General features: G+C 54.1%; 17 protein-coding genes. 8 read left to right on the forward strand and 9 right to left on the reverse strand.

What is annotated here, in order from left to right:
* Window positions 1-6: 6 nt before the first annotated feature.
* Together WHS88_05140 and ahcY are read right to left on the reverse strand one after the other, a co-directional pair.
* Window positions 7-414: an archease gene (locus WHS88_05140; GenBank protein MEJ5259558.1), complete on the reverse strand. Its 408-nt coding sequence runs from the start codon at window positions 412-414 to the stop codon at window positions 7-9.
* 14 nt (window positions 415-428) lie between these two features.
* Window positions 429-1,880, reverse strand: coding sequence for an adenosylhomocysteinase (gene ahcY, locus WHS88_05145; protein ID MEJ5259559.1), 1,452 nt, complete (start codon window positions 1,878-1,880; stop codon window positions 429-431).
* Between the two features lie 234 nt (window positions 1,881-2,114).
* On the opposite strand from ahcY, the gene greA reads away from it, so the two are divergent.
* The 8 genes from greA to WHS88_05185 all read left to right on the forward strand — a co-directional run bounded on the left by greA (window position 2,115) and on the right by WHS88_05185 (window position 14,872).
* On the forward strand, window positions 2,115-2,597 hold the full coding sequence (greA, locus tag WHS88_05150; GenBank protein ID MEJ5259560.1) for a transcription elongation factor GreA: 483 nt from the start codon (window positions 2,115-2,117) through the stop codon (window positions 2,595-2,597).
* Window positions 2,598-2,820: 223 nt separating this feature from the next.
* Entirely contained in the window at window positions 2,821-3,354 is a 534-nt protein-coding gene (locus WHS88_05155) for a sigma-70 family RNA polymerase sigma factor (protein ID MEJ5259561.1), read from the forward strand.
* Complete coding sequence (locus tag WHS88_05160; protein MEJ5259562.1) at window positions 3,351-5,639, forward strand: NPCBM/NEW2 domain-containing protein; 2,289 nt, start codon at window positions 3,351-3,353, stop codon at window positions 5,637-5,639. Before WHS88_05155 ends, WHS88_05160 begins: the two co-directional genes overlap by 4 nt.
* Before the next feature lie 82 nt (window positions 5,640-5,721).
* Entirely contained in the window at window positions 5,722-7,128 is a 1,407-nt protein-coding gene (locus tag WHS88_05165; protein ID MEJ5259563.1) for a DNRLRE domain-containing protein, read from the forward strand.
* 74 nt (window positions 7,129-7,202) lie between these two features.
* The gene (locus WHS88_05170; protein MEJ5259564.1) at window positions 7,203-7,919 is read left to right on the forward strand and encodes a DNRLRE domain-containing protein; all 717 of its coding nucleotides are present in this window, start codon (window positions 7,203-7,205) and stop codon (window positions 7,917-7,919) included.
* 85 nt (window positions 7,920-8,004) lie between these two features.
* On the forward strand, window positions 8,005-8,856 hold the full coding sequence (locus WHS88_05175; GenBank protein ID MEJ5259565.1) for a type II secretion system protein: 852 nt from the start codon (window positions 8,005-8,007) through the stop codon (window positions 8,854-8,856).
* A gap of 63 nt (window positions 8,857-8,919) precedes the next feature.
* Window positions 8,920-11,898, forward strand: coding sequence for a sugar-binding domain-containing protein (locus WHS88_05180; GenBank protein ID MEJ5259566.1), 2,979 nt, complete (start codon window positions 8,920-8,922; stop codon window positions 11,896-11,898).
* Between the two features lie 25 nt (window positions 11,899-11,923).
* The gene (locus WHS88_05185) at window positions 11,924-14,872 is read left to right on the forward strand and encodes a DNRLRE domain-containing protein (GenBank protein MEJ5259567.1); all 2,949 of its coding nucleotides are present in this window, start codon (window positions 11,924-11,926) and stop codon (window positions 14,870-14,872) included.
* A gap of 34 nt (window positions 14,873-14,906) precedes the next feature.
* Here WHS88_05185 and WHS88_05190 read toward each other — a convergent pair whose 3' ends face one another.
* The 7 genes from WHS88_05190 to WHS88_05220 all read right to left on the reverse strand — a co-directional run bounded on the left by WHS88_05190 (window position 14,907) and on the right by WHS88_05220 (window position 22,318).
* Window positions 14,907-16,031, reverse strand: coding sequence for a glycosyltransferase (locus WHS88_05190; GenBank protein MEJ5259568.1), 1,125 nt, complete (start codon window positions 16,029-16,031; stop codon window positions 14,907-14,909).
* A 6-nt stretch (window positions 16,032-16,037) separates the two neighbouring features.
* Window positions 16,038-16,901: a 3-methyl-2-oxobutanoate hydroxymethyltransferase gene (gene panB / locus WHS88_05195; GenBank protein ID MEJ5259569.1), complete on the reverse strand. Its 864-nt coding sequence runs from the start codon at window positions 16,899-16,901 to the stop codon at window positions 16,038-16,040.
* A gap of 312 nt (window positions 16,902-17,213) precedes the next feature.
* Window positions 17,214-18,428: a secretin N-terminal domain-containing protein gene (locus tag WHS88_05200; protein ID MEJ5259570.1), complete on the reverse strand. Its 1,215-nt coding sequence runs from the start codon at window positions 18,426-18,428 to the stop codon at window positions 17,214-17,216.
* Between the two features lies 1 nt (window position 18,429).
* Complete coding sequence (locus tag WHS88_05205; GenBank protein MEJ5259571.1) at window positions 18,430-19,053, reverse strand: hypothetical protein; 624 nt, start codon at window positions 19,051-19,053, stop codon at window positions 18,430-18,432.
* Window positions 19,031-20,545, reverse strand: coding sequence for a PilN domain-containing protein (locus WHS88_05210; GenBank protein MEJ5259572.1), 1,515 nt, complete (start codon window positions 20,543-20,545; stop codon window positions 19,031-19,033). The genes WHS88_05205 and WHS88_05210 overlap by 23 nt, the downstream gene beginning before the upstream one ends.
* Entirely contained in the window at window positions 20,542-20,952 is a 411-nt protein-coding gene (locus WHS88_05215; GenBank protein ID MEJ5259573.1) for a hypothetical protein, read from the reverse strand. Before WHS88_05215 ends, WHS88_05210 begins: the two co-directional genes overlap by 4 nt.
* Before the next feature lie 202 nt (window positions 20,953-21,154).
* The gene (locus tag WHS88_05220) at window positions 21,155-22,318 is read right to left on the reverse strand and encodes a type II secretion system protein (protein MEJ5259574.1); all 1,164 of its coding nucleotides are present in this window, start codon (window positions 22,316-22,318) and stop codon (window positions 21,155-21,157) included.
* Between the last annotated feature and the right edge of the window lie 7 nt (window positions 22,319-22,325).

Below are 22,325 nucleotides of genomic sequence, written 5' to 3' on the forward strand. Positions count from 1 at the left end.
CACTCCTCAAACATCTACGACACACTGGGCAATCCATCGCCCATCCTCGAAGGCTACCTTCAGCATCTGATATGTAGCCGCCTTGGCCTCGACGGCCGCTTCGTGCCGGACCGGGTCCATCCGCTCGCCCCACAGCATGCCCGAGAGCGTATCGCCGGAAATCGTCACCTCAAAGCGGGAAAAAAACATCTTTCGCGTATCCGCCTCATACAAAATCTGATTGAGCCATTCAGCCAAAAGCAGCTCTCTGTCGTCCATCTGCACCGAAACCGACACCGGCTCCAGAGGGCGAACCTTCTGCGGATTGCACATGACGGCCATCAGAGCATACGCGGCCTCCGCAAAGGCCTCTTCAAGCGTTGCCCCGATTCCCCGGATGCCGATGTCCGCCTGATGGGCAAAATGCTCCCACATACGAGAGCGTTCTCTCAATAGCGGTAATGCTCGGGTTTGAACGGCCCTTCCACCGGCACTCCCAGATAGGCGGCCTGTTTGGGCGTCAGTTTGGTAATCTTGCCGCCGAGGGCCTCGACGTGAAGCCGCGCCACCTCTTCATCCAGCTTCTTGGGCAGTGTATATACGCCGGGCTTAAGATTCTCTGTTGCCAGCATAATCTGGGCCAGGCACTGATTGGTGAAACTGTTGCTCATTACAAAACTCGGATGGCCGGCCGCACAGCCGAGATTCACCAAACGCCCCTCCGCCAGCACAATTATTGAGCGCCCGCTTTCGAGGGTCCATTTGTCCACCTGCGGCTTGATCGTCTGCTTTTTGCACTTGGGGTTGTTCTCCAGATAACTCATCTGGATTTCACTGTCGAAGTGGCCGATATTGCAGACAATCGCCTCATCCTTCATCCGTTCCATATGAGCGCCGGTAATCACATCACAGCAGCCGGTCGCCGTCACGAAGATATCGCCGATTGGGGCGGCCTCCTCCATTGTCGTGACCTCGTAGCCCTCCATCATCGCCTGCAGGGCGCAAATCGGGTCAATTTCCGTAATCAGCACACGGGCCCCGAAGCCCCGCATGGACTGGGCGCATCCCTTGCCGACATCGCCGTAGCCGCAGACGACAACCACTTTGCCGGCTACCATCACGCCGGTAGCCCGCTTAATGCCGTCCGCCAGCGATTCCCGGCAGCCGTACAGGTTGTCAAACTTGGACTTCGTGACCGAGTCGTTTACGTTAATCGCCGCAAACGGCAAATCGCCCGCCGCCTGCAGCTGATAAAGCCGATGGACCCCCGTCGTGGTTTCCTCGGAAACCCCTCGAAGATTGGCGGCAATCTGCGTCCATTTGGTTGGATTTTGCGAATAGGAGGCCGCCAGCCGGTCCATGATGATGCTGAATTCCTTGTTGTCGTAGGTGCGTTCGAGCAAAGAAGGGTCTTTTTCCACCCGCATACCCTGTATGACCATCAATGTAGCGTCGCCGCCGTCATCGACAATCATGTCCGGCCCCCCGCCGTCCGGCCAGGTAAGGGCCTGTTCCGTACACCACCAGTAATCCTCCAGCGTCTCGCCCTTCCAGGCGAAGACTGCCGTGCGGCCAGCTTTGGCGATGGCTGCGGCGGCATGGTCCTGCGTAGAGAAAATATTGCAGGAAGCCCACCGGACCTTCGCCCCCAAAATCTCCAGCGTCTCAATCAGCATCGCTGTCTGGATTGTCATATGAAGGCTGCCGGTGACTTTCAGGCCTTTGAGGGGCTGACTGGGACCGTATTTCCTCCGGATAGCCATCAGACCCGGCATTTCCTTTTCGGCCAGTTTCATCTCCCGCCTTCCTAAATCCGCCAGCGAGATATCCGCCACCTGATACGGCAGAGTCAAATCCACCGGACGAACCTTTTTGCGTTTTGTATTTTGAATCGTATCCATTGACCTTCCTTTCTTTTTCGGATTTTGCCTTCGATATTAGTTTATTTCCCGCTCCTTTTCAACATCAATAGAAAGGAACTATGCGACATACCCTGTCTATATTATGTTTTTTTGCAAAATTTTTGCCAAGATTGCCCCCGCCGCGTATATTTGCAAAAGAGGACTTTACATACGTCTAAAAAATGATATATATCTGAAGCCGTTTTCAAAGAGTTTTTTTAAGGAAAGACGATTATGCCGGATATTATGCCCATTTCCTTAACAGGATATGAGAAACTCAGGGAAGAACTCCGCAATCTGGAGCAGGAGGCCGTAGAGGTCCGACAGCGCGTCGCAGAGGCACGAGCTCAGGGGGATCTGCGTGAAAATGGAGAATACATTTACGGCCGTCAGCAGCTGGGTTTTATCGAAGGCCGTATGGCAGAAATCCGGGGAAAGCTAAACTTTTCTAAAGCGATTGACTGTACCCAGATTCCCACAGAGCATGCGGGCTTCGGCACAATTGTCAAAGTCAAAGACCTCGATACAGGGAAAATTCACATTTATCATCTCCTGGGCCCCTATGATTCGGACCTGACAGACGACAGTATTTCCATCCTTTCTCCTGTTGGTCAGGCATTAAACGGCAGCACAGTCGGAAGCCGAATAACCGTTCAGGTGCCTCGCGGAGAACTTCATCTGGAAGTGCTCGACATCCAAAAATCTCCCATTCAATAAGACCTGCTGCAGCAATCCCCGCTGATTATCTGAATGGAATCAGCCGATACGTTCAAGGAATGCTTTTGCTTTAACACACAAAAAGACATAACAGGTCCTATATGTTTTGTTGTCACAAATAGAAGCCGACTTTGTTTTTCTTTTACTTTTTTTACCAAATTGCCTCTGCAGAGATATATGCCTAAGAAAAATAAGGACAAGAACCCTAAATATAGGATTATAAATGTCCGCAATTGAAAATGAACGCGTAAAGATTTTTCTGAATCTTTACTCCACATACCAGCATCGGATTTATGGATTTATTATGTCCATTGTCGGGGATTGGGATCAGGCGGACGATATCCTTCAGGAAACCATGAGTGTGCTGTGGAATAAGTTTGAACAATACACTCCGGGAACAGATTTTCTGTCCTGGGCTCTGAAAGTCGCCCACTTCCAGGTGCTTTCGCATATCAAAAAGCAAAAGATTCAAAACAAGTATTTCAGCCGCAAGACCATCGAAAACATCAGCGAAATTGCCGCTTCTTTGTCGGGCGATACGGATGAATCTCTCAAGGCCCTTCGTCAGTGCATCAAAAAAATGTCGGAGCGCAGCCGGCAGCTTCTGGCTTTGCGTTATGAAGACGGCGCAACCATCCAGAAGATTGCCCAGCGGATTCAGGAAAGCGTCAACAGTCTCTACAAGGAATACCAGCGGATTCACCAACAGCTCTTTCAGTGCATCCGCAGGCAGATGGGGTGGGACGCTGAACGATGAAAAACGCTCGAGATATCCAGAGAATGTTTGAACTGCTGGACGCCGTCCGGGAAGGCACAATCCGTCCCGAAGAAGTGGAGGAATTGGACCGCATTTTAGCCGAGGACAAAAAGGCCTGCCGGTTCTACTACGAGTATTTCAATATGTGTGCCCTTCTGCGAAGCGGCAAGGCCTTTGAACCGAACTTGTCCGGACTGCCGCAAGCGGGCGATTCCCTGCACAATATGGCTTTTTGGAAGGCCATGGCCCGCGAAGAGGAAACGGCCCCGGGCATTGAACGGCCCGCCGAACCGAAAGAAACTATTGAACCCCAACCGAAAACAGGACCAGGCCGGATTCCCGTCCGGGTCAGTCGCTTCTCTATCATCTCCCTGGCGCTGTCGGCCGCCGCTCTGTTTTTTCTGATTGGATATGCGCACATTGTTTCTCTGAAACGCGGCATTGAAGTCGCCACATTAACAGACAGTATCAAGGCGGTCTGGGCAGATCCGACTCTGTCGCTTCGCAATTCTTCCCGGCTGTCCACGCATCAGCGTCTGGTTTTGTCCAAAGGAATCGCTGCCCTGAAAACAGACCAGGGTGTCTCACTGACTATTGAGGGGCCGGCGGAATTTGAGATGAAATCAGGCCATGAGATTCTGCTGACCTACGGGCGGCTTTATGTGCAGGTCTCTGCAGAAGGGATTGGCTTTACGGTCGAGACGCCGACAGCCAAAATGATTGATTTGGGTACGGAGTTCGGCGTGCAGGCAGACCTGAACGGTTCTTCCGAACTGCATGTGATGAAAGGAGCGGTCCATCTGTTTGCCGGTCCGAAAGGCAAACCCCACATCAGCCTGATTGTTCAGGAAAACAACGCCGTTCGATACAATAACCAAACCTTTGAAATTTCAGAAATTCGTCTCGAAAAATACAGGTTTGTCCGCTCGGTTGATTCCAAGAACCAGACCGTCTGGCGGGGGCAATCTTATATCTGCCTGGCGGATATTGTAGGCGGAGGGAACGGCGGCGGCAGCGGAAAACGCAATCAGGCAATCGCCTGGGACGGACAAGGCCTCCTGGATGCCAGCCGGCTGAAACCATCTGGTCAAAGCCTTCGGTCCTATATTCCCGTTCGCTTCAGTCCTTACATCGACGGAATTTTCATTCCGGCCAGTCAGGGGGAACCGACCCCTCTTCGCTCCGAAAGTTCGGAACTGAATCTGGATGCGTTTCTGAAAGAAGACACCAACGGTCTGGTTACCCTGTTGGTGATGAAGAAGGATTCGGATGATGCCTCTATCTATTGGTTCTTCTCCAAAGAAGGAGCCCAGGGAGATCCGTCAAAAATGCCTTCCTTGTATTTCCCGCGGGGCCGGAACGGTCAGCCGGTTTTTGTAACAACAGCAGAGGGGGACGGGGCCGACACCTATTTGACGAATGATGTGATGAATCGGACCTGGCGCCGGTACGGCAGCTCCCATTTTCTGCACTGCCGGTATATTCAGGACCAGCGGGTTCGCATGATTTTGCTGCGGTTTGATATTCGCCAGGTAGAGGATGTAACAGGAGCTGTTTTCAACCTTTGTCTGGACAGCGGAAACCGCAAACGAAGTCTGTCGGTTTACGGCCTGCGGGACGGTCCGGAAGACTTCTGGGATGAGAATGAGACGGATTACCGCACAGCGCCCGGGTTCAAGAACGCCCCCTTCGGACGGTTTGAACTGAATGAGACGGTCTGGAGAGAACTGGGCATTTTCCGTGTTGTGGACAACCGGGCTTCCCGCAGGCCGATTCCGATTGTTTCGGACGGTTCGATTCAGTGGGCTGCGAAGGAATCGCAAAGCCGGACGAATTTTGCCATAACAAATGCGGAAGAAATCCCCGACCCGCTTTCCCCGGAGCGGTTTGTGCGTCTTCAGCTCGGCGGTCAGGTTTGCGGGGCCGACAATCCGGCGATTCTGATGCACGCCAATGCCGGAATTACGTTCGACCTGAACACTCTGCGAGCCGAATACGGACGCCTGAAATCCTTCACAGCTCTGTGCGGCCTGTCGCCGGTTGGTCCCCAAGAAAGCCGAACCAGCATTCCCAGGGCCGCTTTTTCTGTTCTTCTGGACGGACAGGAGGTCTTTGCCGCTGAAGATATGACACCGGATGATGCCCCCAAACCGATTCATATCTCCCTGCCGCCGACGTGCCGCTATCTGACCCTGATTGCTGCGGAGGGCTCTGATGATTCCATCGACAATGACTTGTGCCTGTTTGTTAAACCCAGAATTCATCTGGAGGGAGCAGCGAACTGACGACAAAAAGACCTGATAAGCGTGAAGCTCGGAATGAAAAAAATGTTTTATTCATCGCAAACTTTTTTTGGAGGATTTTTTTATGAGAACAGCATGGGTGATTGTTTTGTTGTGTCTGGCCGGGCTTGCCCGGGCGGAAATGATTGTTTCCACAGCGGATGGAAACGGTGCGGATACGTTTGTGGGCAATGACAGCAACAAGGGCCCCAACAATAACTACGGTGCAAGTACCACAATGGACATCCGTAATTATACCAATGTACGTGCTCACATTGGATATGTGCGGTTCGATATTACAAGCATCGGCGGTGTGGACCCGACAGGGGCTCGTCTGGAACTGTTTCTTACACAGGCTCAGAACACTCGAACCTGGAACATTTACGGAGTTAAGGACGGTCCGAACGATTTCTGGAATGAGATGACGATTACGTACAACAACAGCCCGTGGATGCTTCCGGCCAGTGCCGGCAATTTTGCTTTGGATGAAACCAAAGTGGTCTTTTTGGGAACGATGTCCGTGCCGGCCGGAGGCAACATGCTCCGCACCTCCGATCCAGCTTCTCTGGATTTGGCTTCTTTCATCAAACAGGACACTAACAATCTGATTACGCTGATTCTCATTGGTCCGGCGGACGGCAGCGGGACTCAGTATTATGTCCTGACAAAAGAAGGACAGGCCGACTCAACGGACCCGACGTTTGTGGCACCGCGGCTGGTTTTGCCCGCTGAGCCCAATCCGTTCTGGGCATCCAATCCGAACCCCGCGATGAATCAGGTGGTTTCCACCAATCTGAACCAGCTGTGCTGGAGCAATCCGGAGCCCAATTTGCCGGGCGGCATCATCACCTGCGATGTCTATTTCGGCACGCGGGAGCCCAATCGTCTGGCGCCGAATTATGATTTGGAATATACACTGGCCGTCAATACGACAAACACCTGTGTTTCGCTGCCGGGCAGTCTGGCTCAGTTTACACGCTATTACTGGGTCGTGGACGTGCGTGATTCTTCTCAGCCGGGCGTTCTCCATCGCGGCCGGGTCTGGTCGTTTAATACGTTCAACATCGGACCTTCTGTGAACGCCGGTCCTGATCAATATATCTGGCTGGGCCATCTTGGTGACCCGGCTACGGCCACGGTGTTCATCAATGCCACGGCGACGGATGACGGTCTGCCGGAACCGCTGACTTATTTGTGGGAACAGCTGAGCGGCCCGACCGTAACCATCAGCCCCAATGATGTCGAAGATATCACTGTGGTCTTTACCGAGGCGGGTGACTATACATTCCGTCTGACCGTCAGCGATGGGGCGGAGTCCAACTCGGATTCTGTACGGGTTTTTGTTGGAACGGATGCCTGCGCAGCGGCCAAAGCCGTGCCTGGATTTGCCGCAAACCGGATGGACTTTAATTCTGACTGTCTGGTGAATCTGGCTGATCTGGCGACCTTTGCCGCTCAGTGGATGGACTGCCGAAGCTTGTCCTGTCCGTAAGAGAGCCGATTGTTCGGCGGGCGGAAGCAATTCCGCCCGCCTTTGAAAAAACTTTTTTTCAGGAGGTTGGAAAGATGAAAAGAGTATTTCTGATTATGCTGACGGTGCTGTGGGTGTCTGCGGCCCAGGGCATTTTGATCACAACCGCAGATGGCAACGGAGCTGATACCTTTGTGGGCAATGACAGCAACAAAGGCCCAAACAGCAACTATGGTGCAAGCGCTACCCTGGATATCCGCAACAATCCAGGAGTACGGGCTCACATCGGGTATATCCGGTTTGACCTGACCGGCGTCAGCGGCGATTTCAGCGGGGCTCAGCTTCAGTTTTATGTAACGCAGGGCGGAGCAACCCGAACCTGGAACATTTACGGCTTAATCGACGGTGTGGATGATTTTTGGGGCGAAATGAGCATAACATACAATACAGCCCCCGGAATGATTCCGACGGACCCGCAGGCCAATGGTACGTACATCATCGACGAGACCAAACTGACCCTGCTTGGAACAGTTCTTGTTCCGAATACACAGCCGGTTCTGGTGACCTCCAGCACAGCAAGTCTGAATCTGGATTCTTTTCTGGCCGCCGATAGAAACAAACTGGTTACCTTTGTGCTGATTCCCACAGGAGGAGACCGGCAGTTTTATGTTGCGGCCAAAGAAGGGCTTGCCTCCAACCCGACCTGGTCAGCCCCGACGCTGATTCTGCCGAATGCTGTGCCGGAACCTGCCTCGCTGATGCTGCTGGCAGTCGGCAGCCTGGCGAGTCGTTTCAGAAAACAAAAACGGTAGGCGTGTTCACAGGGCATTTGCAGACATCAGGGAAGGTCTGCAAATGCCCTTCTATAGCCGCAACCTTCTTTCAAGGAGTGAAACGATGCGAAAAAGCGGGTTTACGCTGATTGAACTGCTGGTGGTAATTGCCATCATAGGGCTGCTTCTGACGATTGTTATGCCCGGTCTGAATCTGGCCAAAAAGAAAGCGGCTTCAGCAGTCTGCTTCAGCAATCTGCGGCAGATGTCCACCGGCTGGTTTATGTATCAGGACGAGAACGGCGGCAGGATTATGAGCTGCCGGATGGAAAATGTCGGGACTCAGACGGTCTGTCAGCAGGGCTGGATTGGTCAGCCGCATCGGGAAACTGATGCCACAAGCTCCTCTCTGTCGATGACGCAGACGGCCCCGCCGGTCACCGATGAAGATGAAATCCGGGGTCTTCAGAAAGGAAAACTGTTTCCTTATCTGGGCACCCCTGAGGTGTATCACTGCCCGGCAGACAAACTGCGCAAAGGATGCGACGGCACACCGCTGTATGTGAGTTATGCGATGCCCTATTGTCTGAACAACGGCAGCAGCAATTCCATCAAAAAGATGGGGGAAATCAATCCGCCCAGCAAACGGTTTGTGTTTGTAGAAATCGGTACGTACGGGTCTCGAAACTGGTCCTGGAACGGGTGGTGGTCGCTGGCAGCGCCCGGCAGCACCTCTGAGCCGTGGGGGCTGCACGACCCGCTGGCCGTCAGCCATGGAAACAGCGCCGTATTCGGCTTCGCAGACGGCCATTCAGAAATTCGCAAGTGGAAGGACACGATTGTGCTGGAGCACTATGCCAAAGGGGCGAATATGAAGCCCGGGGAACTCTATGGAGTGACCTATCCGCCGGCCGGAACGCGCAGTGAAGATATTGAGTGGCTGTCCACCGGCTGGGCGCTGCGCCCGAGACGATAAGGTCTCTTTTCCGGGGAAAAATTCCGACAGCATCCGCGGCCCCAACAGCAAAGGGAGTATCAAATGGTTCTGAAATCGGGTTCTGTTCCGACTCTTCTGCTGCTCTGTTTGTTCAATCTTTCGGAAGATGTTCTTTTTGCCGGTCGAAAAGTTTATAATTTCAATCCCGGCTGGAAAGTTTTTGTCGGAGATTCGGCAGATGCTCAGAGGCCGGATTTTGATGACAGTCACTGGAAGCAAGTGACGCTGCCTTATGCATGGAATCAGGAAGAGGCCTTTCGAAAAGATATTCGGGACCTTTCGACAGGGATTGCCTGGTATCGCAAGCATTTTGTCCTGCCGGAAGGAACGGCCGGACAAAAGGTTTTTCTTGAATTCCAAGGCGTCCGTCAAGCCGGTGAGTTTTATCTGAACGGCTGCTTCCTCGGGCGCCATGAAAACGGAGTGACGGCGTTTGGTTTTGACATCACCAATCTGGTCAAACCGGCTCCGGAAGCGAATGTTTTGGCTGTCCGAGTAGACAACAGCTGGGAGTATCGGGAAAAAGCAACCAACAGCCGTTACCAGTGGAATGACCGTAATTTTAACGCCAACTACGGCGGAATTACCAAAAATGTTAAGCTGCATCTGGCCGGAAAACTCTATCAGACCCTACCTCTCTATACCACACTGGGGACCAGCGGGGTGTACATCTACGCCCGGGACTTTGATATTCCGAATCAAACAGCCGTTGTGTGTGCAGAATCCCAGGTCCGGAATGAGACCGATTCCGCTCAGACCTTTCACTGCGAAGTAAGCATCCAGGATAGGGATGGCCGAATCGTAAAGTCCTTCACAAGCATTCCCTATACCCTGGCGCCGGGGGGCACAGTCATTGTGCAGGCCTCCGGACGAGTGGAAGGACTGCATTTCTGGAGTTGGGGCTACGGGTACTTATATGATGTGATTACAAGGTTAATCAAAGACGGAACGGCGGTCGATGAAGTCCGCACGCGGACCGGTTTTCGAAAAACCGAGTTTCGCGACGGAATGATTTTCCTGAATGACCGTGTGATTCAGGTGAAAGGGTATGCCCAGCGAAGCACAAACGAGTGGCCTGCCGTCGGGGTTTCCGTGCCCCCGTGGATGAGCGATTTCAGCAACCGCCTGATGGTCGAAAGCAATGCGAATCTGGTCCGCTGGATGCATATTACCCCCAGCAAACAAGATATAGAATCCTGCGACCGCGTCGGACTGATTCAGGCGATGCCGGCAGGAGATGCGGAATCGGATGTGAGCGGGCGGCGGTGGGAGCATCGGCTGGAAGTCATGCGGGATGCAATCATTTATAATCGGAACAATCCGAGCATTCTGTTTTACGAAGCCGGCAACAAGGGAATCAGCGAAGCCCATATGGCGGAGATGAAGCACATCCGGGACTGCTGGGACCCGCATGGGGGGCGAGCAATAGGCTGCCGGGAGATGCTCGACAGCCGAATTGCCGAATACGGCGGAGAGATGCTGTATATTAACAAAAGCGCTCGTATCCCGATGTGGGCGATGGAATATTCACGGGATGAGGGACTGCGGAAATACTGGGATGAGTACTCGCCCCCATATCACAAGGATGGGGATGGCCCTCGCCGGGGCAATACGCCGCCGGAGCCGTACAACCGCAATCAGGATTCGCACGCGATTGAAAATGTGATTCGCTGGTACGATTACTGGGAACATCGTCCGGGAACAGGCCGTCGGGTCAGTTCCGGAGGGGTTAATATTATTTTTTCCGATACGAATACGCATTATCGCGGAGCGGAAAATTACCGACGAAGCGGTGAAGTTGATGCGGTGCGGCTTCCGAAAGACGGCTGGTTTGCTCATCAGGTAATGTGGGACGGCTGGGTGGACATTGAGAGGCCGCGAATTCATCTGCTGGGGCATTGGAATTACCAGCCGGAAGTCAAAAAGAATGTTTACGCTGTTTCCGGCGCCGAAAAAGTCGAATTATTCATCAACGGCCGATCGATGGGCTTTGGAGAGCAGAGCTGTCGGTTTCTTTTTACATTCCGCGATATTAGCTGGGAGCCGGGGGCGATTTGGGCCGTGGGCTATGATGCCCAGGGTCGGGAAGTCTGCCGAACGGAGAAAATCACAGCCGGTCCGCCGAAACGGATTCGGTTAACCGTCCATACAGGGCCGAAAGGGCTTCGGGCGGATGGAGCTGATATGGCCCTGATTGACGTGGAGGTGGTGGATGCCGAAGGCCGCCGCTGCCCAACGGCTATGAATCTGATTCGGTTTGAGCTGACCGGACCAGCGGAATGGATAGGCGGTATCGCACAGGGGCCGGACAATTATATCCTGTCCAAAGAGCTGCCTGTTGAGTGCGGCGTAAACCGGGTGATGATTCGTTCGACTGTTCAGGCCGGACAAATCGTGCTGACCGCTGCTTCGGAGGGGCTGGAAGAAGCTCAAATTGAAATCACGTCCCGGCCTGTTGAAGTTGTCAACGGTCTCTGTGTTGAACTGCCGGATGCTGAACTTGTCGGGAATTTGAGCCGCGGTCCGACGCCAAAAGGTCCGTCGCTCCAAATCAGCCGTGTTCCGATTTCCGCCGCTCGGATTACGGCCGGAGCCAATCCGGACCAGGCGATGCTGACTGTCGATGACAACGAACGCACGGGCTGGGAAAATGACGGAACGCTCCGGACGGCATGGCTCAAATACGAATTTTCCGGAGAAACCCTCGTCGGGGAAGTAGTTATCAAGTTCGGCGACTGGCGGAGGCGGACATATCCAATCCGTATTCGGGTTGATGACAAAATCGTCTTTGCAGGAAGGACTCGCCAGAATCTCGGCTATTATACCATTCGATTTGAGCCGGTTCGGGGACGAAGTCTGACGGTAGAGCTGACCGGGCGTCCTGATGAGCAGGATGCCTTTGGGCTGGTGGAAGTCACCGGTCAGAAGGATGAGGCCGGGACGGAAACAGCTGCATCGTCGGCCAGAGGGACATTGAAGATTCTGGAACTGGAAATCTACGGTCCGGTAACCAAACCATAAAACGGCTATTTGCTATGGGGGTTTTATGAAATTCGGAACAGTCTTTCGGTCATGCGTATTCGCGTTGTTTCTGTCGGGAGCCGCTGCTTTTCCGGAAGTGATTTTATCCACGGCAGATGGGAACGGGGCCGATACTTTTGTCGGCAATGACAGCAACAAAGGTCCTGACAGTAATTATGGCGGCTCCTCTACCATGGACATTCGCAACTATACGGGTGTGAGAGCTCATATTGGGTACGTCCGATTTGACCTCAATCCCGTCCGCGGGCGGAATCTGTCGGGGGCTCTTCTTCAGCTGTTTATCACTTCCGCACAGAACTCAAGAACATGGAATGTCTACGGAGTGATTGACGGTCCGGATGATTTGTGGAATGAGATGACCATTACATACAACAACAGTCCCTGGATGCTTCCGGCTTCCTCGGGTAATTTTGCTCTGAATGAAGCGAAGGTGACTTTTCTGGGAACTCTGTTTGTCCCGGCCGGTTCGAATTATACGCTGACTTCCAATCCGTCTTCTCTGAATTTGGATTCTTTTCTTGCCGGCGATACGAACGGGCTGGTAACGTTTGTGCTGATTGGCCCGGCAGACGGCAGCGGTTCGCAGTATTATGCCGCCACGAAGGAGGGAGTTTCCGCCCCTGCCATCATTTTGCCGAATGCCTATTGGATTGAGCCGGCCAACCAGCCGCAGCCGGACGGCACTCAACCCGTTTCCGGAGACAATGTAGTTTTCAGCTGGCGGCCGGGGCAGATTCTCCATCCCACGGAACCCGGCCAGACGATTGCCGACCCGAAAATTACGGGCTTTTATCTGTACTGGATTCAATATCCCCGCGATTCGGAGCCTCAAAGTCCTGATTTTTCCGGCGTAACACCCGTTTATGTTCCGCGAGGTACGCAGGAGCGGGACCAATATCCGATATCCGGTCCCGGTCTTGTCTTTTCAAAGAATCAGGTGGTTTATTGGCGTGTTGATGAATCCATTTACGGTTCGCAGGCGGGGGCTCCGGAAACGGTCACCGGACCGGTCTGGCGGTTTGAAACAGAAAGGACGGCTCCTGCCCGCCGGTATATGGAAAATTTGGGACGCGGTGTAGTTGCCGTACGAAACAGCAGCGGCGTGTTTGTCAGTTGGCGTCTGTTGGGAACCGACCCTGAAGACATTGGATTTAATCTTTACCGCTCTGCGGCCGGTGGACCTCCTGTCAAACTGAACAGCACAGTGCTGACGGGCGGGACCAACTTCACCGATACGACAGCCAATCTTTCTGTGAATAATACCTACTTTGTCAGACCGGTACTGAACGGTGCAGAACAGGCGGCAAGCGGCTCCTATACACTGCCCGCCAACAGCCCGGTCCAGCCGCTGATTGTGATTCCTCTGCAGACAAGCAATACGGATGAGATTCACTTTGTCTGGGTGGGAGATTTGGACGGAGACGGCGAATATGATTTTGTGCTGGACCGTCTGAACTGGGAGGGAAGGCCTCAGTCCCTCGAGGCTTACCGGCGGGACGGTACCTTTTTGTGGTCGGTCAATCTGGGGCCCAACAGCACCAACACCTATACCATAGAACCCGGCTCAGCCACCATTGATGTAGGACACTGGGACGGAGTCACCGTGTACGACCTGGACTGCGACGGAAAGGCGGAGGTTGTGCTTCGCACCGCCCGGGGCGTTGTTTTCGGCGACGGAACGGTTTTGACAGCCCCCAATGACCTGGTGCAGTTCATTTCCGTTTTGGACGGAATGACCGGGGCGGAACGGGCCCGTATTCAGATACCAACCGACTACATTGCAGACGGACCGATGGGAGCGCACATGGGTATCGGCTATCTGAACGGCAAGACGCCGAGCATCATTGCCTCGATGAAAAACCGCATCGGGGATGGGGATTTTAATATGATGATTTGTGCTTGGGACTTTGACGGGACGGCACTGACCCAGCGATGGAAGTGGCTCCGCGGGTCACAAAACTGTCCGGACGGCCACCAAATCCGCATCATCGATGTCGATGGGGATGGAATGGATGAGGTCTGCCATCTCGGCTTTGTACTCCGGAACAATGGAACGCTGCTTTACAATCTCGGCGAGCAGGGAATCGTTCACGGGGACCGCTGGCATATCGGCAAGTTCGACCCCAGCCGGCCCGGCCTTCAGGGATACGGTATCCAGCAAAGCAATCCGAGCGGCCTGCGGTTTTACTACTATGACGCCGGCACCGGACAGATTCTATGGTCTTACTCTGCTTCGGTGGTGGATGTGGGACGAGGAGATGTCGGAGATACAGACCCACGATATCCGGGTTTTGAATGCTGGGCATTTGACGGAATGTGGAACGGTCCGACGGGGATTCAGATTGCGCCGAATGCCCCGTGGCCCTGCCTGCGCCTCTGGTGGGATGGAGATGAGCTGAGCGAAAGCTACAACGACGGCAAAATTGAAAAATGGATTTACAGCACCAGTTCCGTTTCACGGCTTGTCACCACGTGGAACTATGAAACCTATACCCGCAGCGATCGGGGCTGTCCGATGTTTTACGGCGATATTCTCGGGGACTGGCGGGAGGAGGTCATCGTGACCAACAGCAATTATACCAAGCTGGGGATTTTTACCACGAATGTTCCCACCAGCCGGCGGATTTACACCCTTCCGCACAATCCGGCTTATCGAAACAGCATGACGGTCAAAGGGTATATGCAGTCGCATCATGTTGATTTTTATCTGGGAAATGGAATGAGCACTCCGCCTAAGCCGCCGATTCGCTTGGCGGGCGTTCCTTTCCATCCGACGGATTTGGTTCGAGACGGAAAAATTGACATGAACGACTTTGCCGTCTTGTCATCCCAGTGGATGAACTCTCCCGCGGTTCCTTCGGCAGATTTGGCGCCTGCCGGCGGGGACGGGCAAGTCAATTTGGCTGACCTGGTCTTTTTTTGCGAGAACTGGCTGACTGTTGATTTGGACTAATACTCCAAAAGTCTTTGCAAAGACAGTGTCCTGTTCAAGGCGTCTTCCGTGAATCGGATGACTGTTTCCGAACCGACAAATATAGCTCTATCAGCTGCTCAATCATCCTGCTGACAGGGTGATGGCGGCGAACGTAATCCTGCGCCGCTGCAGCCAGCTGACGGGCCAGCTCCGGGCGGCTCAGAAGTTTCTTCAGAGCCGTATAAATGCTCAATTCATTGTTCGGTTCCAGCCAAAGGGCTGTTTTGCCGTCCTGCAGCAGCCCCCCCGCCGGGTCCGGTGCCCCCGCTATGGCCAGTCCCGTTCCCATGACCTCCAGCAAAAGCGGCTCGAATCGCCGGACCGGATTCAGATAAACAAAGATATCGGCCCCGGACAGCACATCCCGAATTGACTCCTCCATCGGAACCACAATGGCATTCGCCCGCAGACCGAGATTCCTTACCCTTCGTCGAACCGCATGTTCCGCCCGTCCGGAACCAAGAATCGCCGCAAAAAAGTCAAATCCGTCCAGCCGCAGGTGTCGCAGGGCCTGAAGAAACGGTTCCAGCGATTCGGCCCGGTCCAGCGGATGAGCCAGAACCAGACTCGGCAGACGGGAGGGGTCGGAAAAACAGACACAGGTATCCTCTGCATAGCAGCCGGGTCGGATCAGATGAATCGGAGGCAGCTGTCCGCGTCCGTTTTGCCGGACAGCCTGCAGAATCGGCTCACTGGCGGCTGTCAGAGCATCCGCCTGCTCAAAAGGAAACAGCCGGCTGAAGAGTTTGGTCGGAAAGTCAAAAAAAGACAGGATATAAGGGACCTCAAAGCAGTCGGAAAGAAAACGCAGCAGGCGTGCATGGGCCGGCCAAACGCCGTGCAGGACCGTCGGGCGATAGGAATAAATCAGTTCAAGAAACTCCTGCATGGGCCGGCTCCAACTGCGGAACTGCCAGCCCTGAGGATACTCAAAAACCTCTACGGACGGACATAAAACCTTATAAAAATCGCTTCCCTGCGGCCCCGCCAGCGCCGGACGATAGGACGACCCGACAAACCCCACAAGCATACTTCGAAAAAGTCCGGGGTACAGCCGAAGCACCTCCGGCCGGACAAAAAGCAAAGGCCTGCAAACCTTCCGACACGCTCCGCCGGTATTGTTTTGGTCAGGAGGCATAATCCGTTACTGATTGTTGCTGCGTCGGGCCAGGCACTGCGTTAATTTCTCCAGCTCGCCCGGCCTGATATGGTAGCATTGTGAATCATCAGGGAAGCGGCCTTCCCGCACGTCCTTTGCATAGGCGGCTACAGCCTGTTCCACCGCCGGTCCCAGCTCGGCAAATCGCCTGGAAAACTTCGGCATCGGACCCGGGCTGAGCCCAAGAATGTCAGAGATGACCAAAATCTGGCCGTCACAGTCGGGCCCGGACCCGCAGCTGATAACCGGAACGGGGCTTTGCCGGGCAATCAAAGCGGCGGCCTCTCGGGCTGTCCCTTCCAGCAGGAGTGCTCCGGCGCCGGCCTGGACCATTTTTTCGCTCAATTCGAGCAGCTCATAGGCCAGCTCCGCCGTTGTGCCTTCGGCCTTCAGCCGTCCGAGTTTTGTAATGCTTTGAGGACGAATTCCGATATGGGCCATAACGGCCATGCCGGCATCGCTGACGGCCTTGACGGCATCCAGATAGGCCGCAGAGACTTCCATTTTGATGATTTGTGCGTCTGCTTCCCGGACAAACCGGCCTGCATTTCGGACCGCATCCGCCGGACAGGTCTGATAGGAAAGAAACGGCATATCCGCCACCAGACAGACATCCGGCGCCCCTTTTCGTACGGCGGCTGTGAGCATCACCATCATATCCATATCGGCCGGCAGAGTCGATTCGCAGCCAAACACGACCTGGGCAGCGGAATCCCCCACCAGAATCATATCGACGCCCGCCCGGCTGACCCATTGGGCCGTCGTATAGTCATAGCAGGTAACCGCCGTAATCTTCCGGCCAGTCCGCTTCATTTCCAGTAAGGTCAAAATGTTCTTTCTTGCAGCCATATCTTCCACAAGATTTTATTTTACAATAACTTACTCTCTTATTTTTTTCAAGTGCAAAAACCTGAAGAGTTCTGGAGTAAAGTCCACCTAACAAGACAATCGTTATCGTATATTATCCATTAAAATTTTGTTAAAGTTTTGAACAAAATTCGTTCGATATGACTATTAACATAAAGAAGGGTCTTTCAGGGTCTAATAGAGAGTACTTTTCAGGCTTTTCATCACCCTCCTCCGAAGCCAGATTCTGACTCGTTTGGGATCTGGCTTTATTTTTTTATTTTTACAAGCAGAGGAAGGTAAAAAAAACCTATCCTATCTAATTTCCCCAGTTTCTTCTTTTGGGCCCTGAAGATGCTTTAAAATCGCATCGACCGGTTGATAGGCCGGAGCCAGGTTGGTTTTTTCGGGAGCAAGCTTCAGCATCGGCTCCCGGCGAAATGCCTGATAGTGTTCCGCCTGCTCCGCTGACGGCTCGAAACCTTTGTTCAAATGCGGAGCCAGCATAATCAGCAGTTCCGAGTTGGTTTTTTCCTTCCTTTCGCTTGAAAACAGAATCCCCAGAAGCGGCAGATTTCCCAACAGGGGCACCTTCTGAGTCGTTATCAGCGTATCTTTCCGGCGCAGGCCGCCTAAAACAATCACCTGGCCGTCCTCTACCAGCAGCGTCGTGCGGGCCTGGCGGGTATTGACAATCGGTACATTGGTGGACGATTTGCCGGAGGTCACATTCTGTTTGGGCTGAATCGTCATCTGGATTTTCCGCTCGTCGGTCACCACTGCCTTGACCGTCAGCGTCACGCCCACTTCCTTAAATTTCGTGCTCGTCAAAGTCCCCCCGCCGGATGTATCGCTGGTTTCTGTATAGGGGATTTCCTCAACGGTTTTGATTTCGGCCTCCTGCCCGCTAAGTACCACGATTCGAGGCGTTGCCAGCAGCTCCACACGCCGCTGCTGCTGGAGCGCATGGAGTGTTGCCGTCAAATCCCCGTTGAGAAACGTAAGGTCCATCCCCGCTGAGGCCGGCGGGTTGGTATCAAAGGTGTCCAGCAGAATCTGCTTGGAGGTCGTTCCTCTGCCCTCTGCCCCCCCCAGCAGAAACTGCCAGTTGACGCCGATTTCGGTATCGTCCATCAGCATGACGTCTGCAATCACAACCTCAATCAGAATCTGTTCAGGCATCCGGTCGGCCTGACGCACCTCACTGACAATCCGCTCCAGATAGTCGGGCAAATCACACAGGAGAAGCGAGTTGGTAGCCGCGTCAATCGAAACCTTGCCGGCCGAAGAAAGCATTCCGCTGACCAGGTCTTTGAGATTTTCGGCACGGAGAAACTTCAGCATGACCGTCTGGACGGCCATCTGACGCCCGTCGATGAGCACGACCGCCGAATCAGAGGATTTCGTCAGAGACTCTTCAGCCATCAGATTCCCAAACGGATCACGGGAAACAGGTGTCTGCTGGGCGAAACAAAACACGCCAAAAAGAATAATTCCCGAAGCTGCGGTTTGTATAAGTCGGTTCATCATCTTATTTCTCCTTTGATTTCTCCGGCGGCGACGGCTCCTGACTGTCCGGAGTCCGTGCAATCGGCACCAGCAGGCACACCCGCCCCGCCAGCAGGCCCGGACGCTCTCTGGCCGAGTCAATCTTCAGCGAATCCAGCAGTACAGATTGAGGATAGGACTCGAGCTGTCGAAACCACTGAATCCAGGCGTCATATGTGCCGTACATCATCAGTTTGACCGCCCGGATATCCACAGTCCTGGATTCATTGGGCAAAACGGAAAGAGTCTTCGGGGCCGCCTCATATTCCACGGAGGCCAGATGGCAGCGTGTCTGCAGGGCCGCCTGTTCCAGCCAGGCAAAAAAAGTTTCGGCCTGGGCGGGGGTTAAGATTGATGAGGGCTCCGCCGCCTGCTGTTCTTCGAGCTGCCGCAGCTGGGCGTCCAGACGCTCGTTCATTCGTTCCATCGACGCCAGACGTTCGGCGTAGAGTGCATCAAACCGCCGTTGCTCAGAAGAGGCCTTTGCCGACTGGACAAGCGGATGCAGGAACAGCGGATAGCCCGCCGCCAGAATCAGTCCAGTCGCCAAAACAGGCAGCCAATCCCGAAGCCATGCTCCCTGTTTAATCAGCCGCAGCCTCTGCATCCTTCTTTTCTCCTGTCTTTTCTCCTGTTTCAGTAGGGTTCATCCGGCAAACAATCCGAAACTCATACATTCGTCCGGACGATGCACTCAGCCGACTTTCCGTTATCTGGGTGTTCGAAATTCGGGGACTTTGGCCCAGCTGTGCTGCAAACTGATGAACAGCCTGCAGGGACAAAGCCCTGCCTGCGATTCCGATATGTCCTTTCCGGTCCATTTCCAGAGAAGTCATTTGAACCGAAGACGGGACGGCGCCGGCAATCTCATCAAAAACTGAAGAGAAGGAGTAAAGGTTTTTTTGACGGAGGAGCTGTCGGCTGCTCTGATGCAGGTCACGGAGGCGGTCGAGTTTTTCTTTGGCCTGTTTTTGGCTTTCGGCCAGCCGCGCCAAACGCAGCGGTTCAGGGGAAAGCGAATCCGCCGACGCATTCAGAGGCCCCAGTCGGGCGGCCGCATAAAATCCTGCAATCATCAAAGCGGCTGCCGCAACCGTCTTTCGCAGACTTTTGTGCCAGGCATACAGCTGCGGCACATCCGGCGGCAGCAAATCCGGCATTGTCTGTGCGGACGGCTGAATCCCCGTCCAGGCGGCTCCGAGGGCCGCCGCTCCAATCAGCCGGTTGTCTTTCGGTACGATGCCGTTGGGCCGCCAGTCGGGTGTGATCCAAATCACTGTCCGGCCCCACAGCCCTTCTAATGCAGATGACAGCGCATTCTTGACACCATCTGTTTGATCCAAAACCACGATAATTCGGCCGTGATGCGGAAACGAAATTCCTTTTTCTAATTCATAAAACTGCTGGATTGTCCGAATCTGCCCGAAAAGAAAGGAGGCGATGTCCGTTTGTCCCTCCCGGGAAAACCGCTGCACAAAATCCAATTTCCGCTCTAAATAAACGCAAACCGTCAGCGTCTGACCGGTCAGGGAAGCCAGCAGAAGATTTTTGCTCGCTCGGGTCTCTTCGCAGAAGGACTCCGCGGCCTGATAGACGGCACAGAAATCCGTCTGAAGCGACTGAATCCGGATTCCCGCCAGCCGGAAGGTCTCCACCAGACTGCGAATGCATTCCCGGGTTGTCAGGACTGCAAGAATCTTCTCTTTCCCATCATCATCTGCCCCAATCAGTCGGTAATCCGCATAAGGAGTCCGTTTTGCCAGAATCGGGCTGAAACGCATTTCGGTATGGATGAACTTCTGCATATTCGACGGAAGTTCGGCCGGCAAATCCAGAATTTGCGCCGTCGTCTGCCGGTCCGGCACTACAACGACCGCCTCTCGGAGACTGATTCGGGCACTTGTGAGCATTTTCCGGATTCGAGCCGCCGTCCGGGCCGGAGACTGAACCCAGCCTGCGCATACCTCTCCCGGCGGCAGGTCCGCACGGGCAGAGCGAAGACGGATGATTTGGGAGCCGGCGGCCTGGACGCAGACGGCCTCGATATAGGCATCCGTCAAAACAATCCCCAACGACTCTTTTTTACGGTCGGTTTTCATGGATTGACTCGAAAGGATTGAATCGAAACCGGATAGGGCGAAGACAGCCCTGTACGCACTTCGGCTACCAGACGGGCCTGATAGCCGGCGGCGGTTCTCCCGATGGACTCTATCGTAATCAAAGGCGGACTGCCGGCTACCGAAACACTGTAGGAATCCTCAAAAAAGGGTTTATTCGCAAACCCGCTTTTCCAGGAAATATCCTGCCGAATTGCGGCAATGGCATCGTTCAGCCCCGCCTCTGCGACCGCCAGGGCTCGGGTCATCTCCCGATGGTTGCTCACCTGCAAAAGCTCCTGCGTCGTCAAATGAAGCATCCCGATCACCAGAGCCGCCGTAAGAGCCAGCAGGAACACCACAATCAGCAGCACACTGCCGGAACAAGTTGTCCTCGTTCTTGCCGACACTATTTTTCTCCGATTTATGACAGAATCCGCCTCTTTCAATTCATCGTCTATACAGGGATGTCGATTAAGCGGCTTTTCCTGCGGTTTGAATCTTCTTCCAAATGGTCTGCCAACGTCGAAGAGGTCCGCCTTATCGGAACAGACCGCCGTTTTGCCGAATTGAGGCAAAGATGAGAAAATAAGTCCGATAAATCCCTAATCGCTACATTCTTCCGGCGGCCCATTCGATTGAACGCCGAAGAATCAGCCATCCTTCATCCGTCAGCCAGCTGTTGTTAAATCCGCTGTAGCCCCAGGGCAAAACCACCCGACGAGCCGGAGCCGGCTGACCGCCCCAAAGAGCTTCCCCCGCTTCAATGGCCGCCAGATTCACATCCGAATACAAAAGCCGCATTCCCAAAGGCACAAGTCCCCCAGCCGTTGTCCCTCGGATGCGAACCAGATCGGCCAGCAGATTATTCAAGACAACCACATAGTTATTCAGGCCGTAGGAAGCTGTAATCGGATGAGAGTTGTTTACAATCCGCACCCCCCAGGCCCAATACCCCGTTCCTTCCTGACTGGAAATCCGCATATCATCATGGCAATTCTCATGCTCGATCACGACGCCGATCGGAACCATCGCCGCTTTAGCCCCCAGATTTTGACATCCGCAGCTGGAGGGGATAACAAGGACGTCCGCCGCCGCAGCCGCCCTGTCAATCTGGCTCTGGGAGGCGTTGTCGTCCAACAGCGAAATCTGATACCCCCAGCCCCCGAGCCGCTGAGTAAGCCGACGTTCATACGTGCTCAGCGAGGCCGGATTGCCGACAACCAGCAGAACCCGAAGGACGGCAGCCGTCTGTTCGGTTCGAAGAAAGACGGAAAAATCGAAGGATTCTCTTCGCCCTCCTGTACCGGTAATGTCTGAACTGATTCGAAGGAGTCGAATCTGAGATGTCTCCGCAGCGGGATTGACCAAATCAGACGGAGAAAACCCGGTTATCTGAAACCGAGTGACCGGCCCGGCCAGCAGCGACAAATCTCCTGTCGGACCAAAATAAACATATCCATCGGGCCTGACTTCATAGCGGAAGGTTTGTCCGGCTGCGTCCTGGAACTCCACAAATCCGAGGGTCTGGGCGGGGCCGCTGACGGCGGATATCGAGCGAGCCGCCGCCAAATGACGATTCAGATGCTCCTGAAGAACCCGAACGTTCTGCTGGATCTCCGAGGCGGATTCTTTGGAGTCCCACCCCGCCTGCAGAAGCCGAAACTGCGGCAGAATCACCACAAACACCATCGAAACCAGCGACAGGGCCAGAATCATCTCCACCAGCGTCCAGCCGCTTCCGAATCGTTCCGGTTTTTCGAGCCGCCTGTTCATTCTGTTC

It is taken from the genome of Anaerohalosphaeraceae bacterium, from assembly GCA_037479115.1.
Lineage (GTDB): Bacteria > Planctomycetota > Phycisphaerae > Sedimentisphaerales > Anaerohalosphaeraceae > JAHDQI01.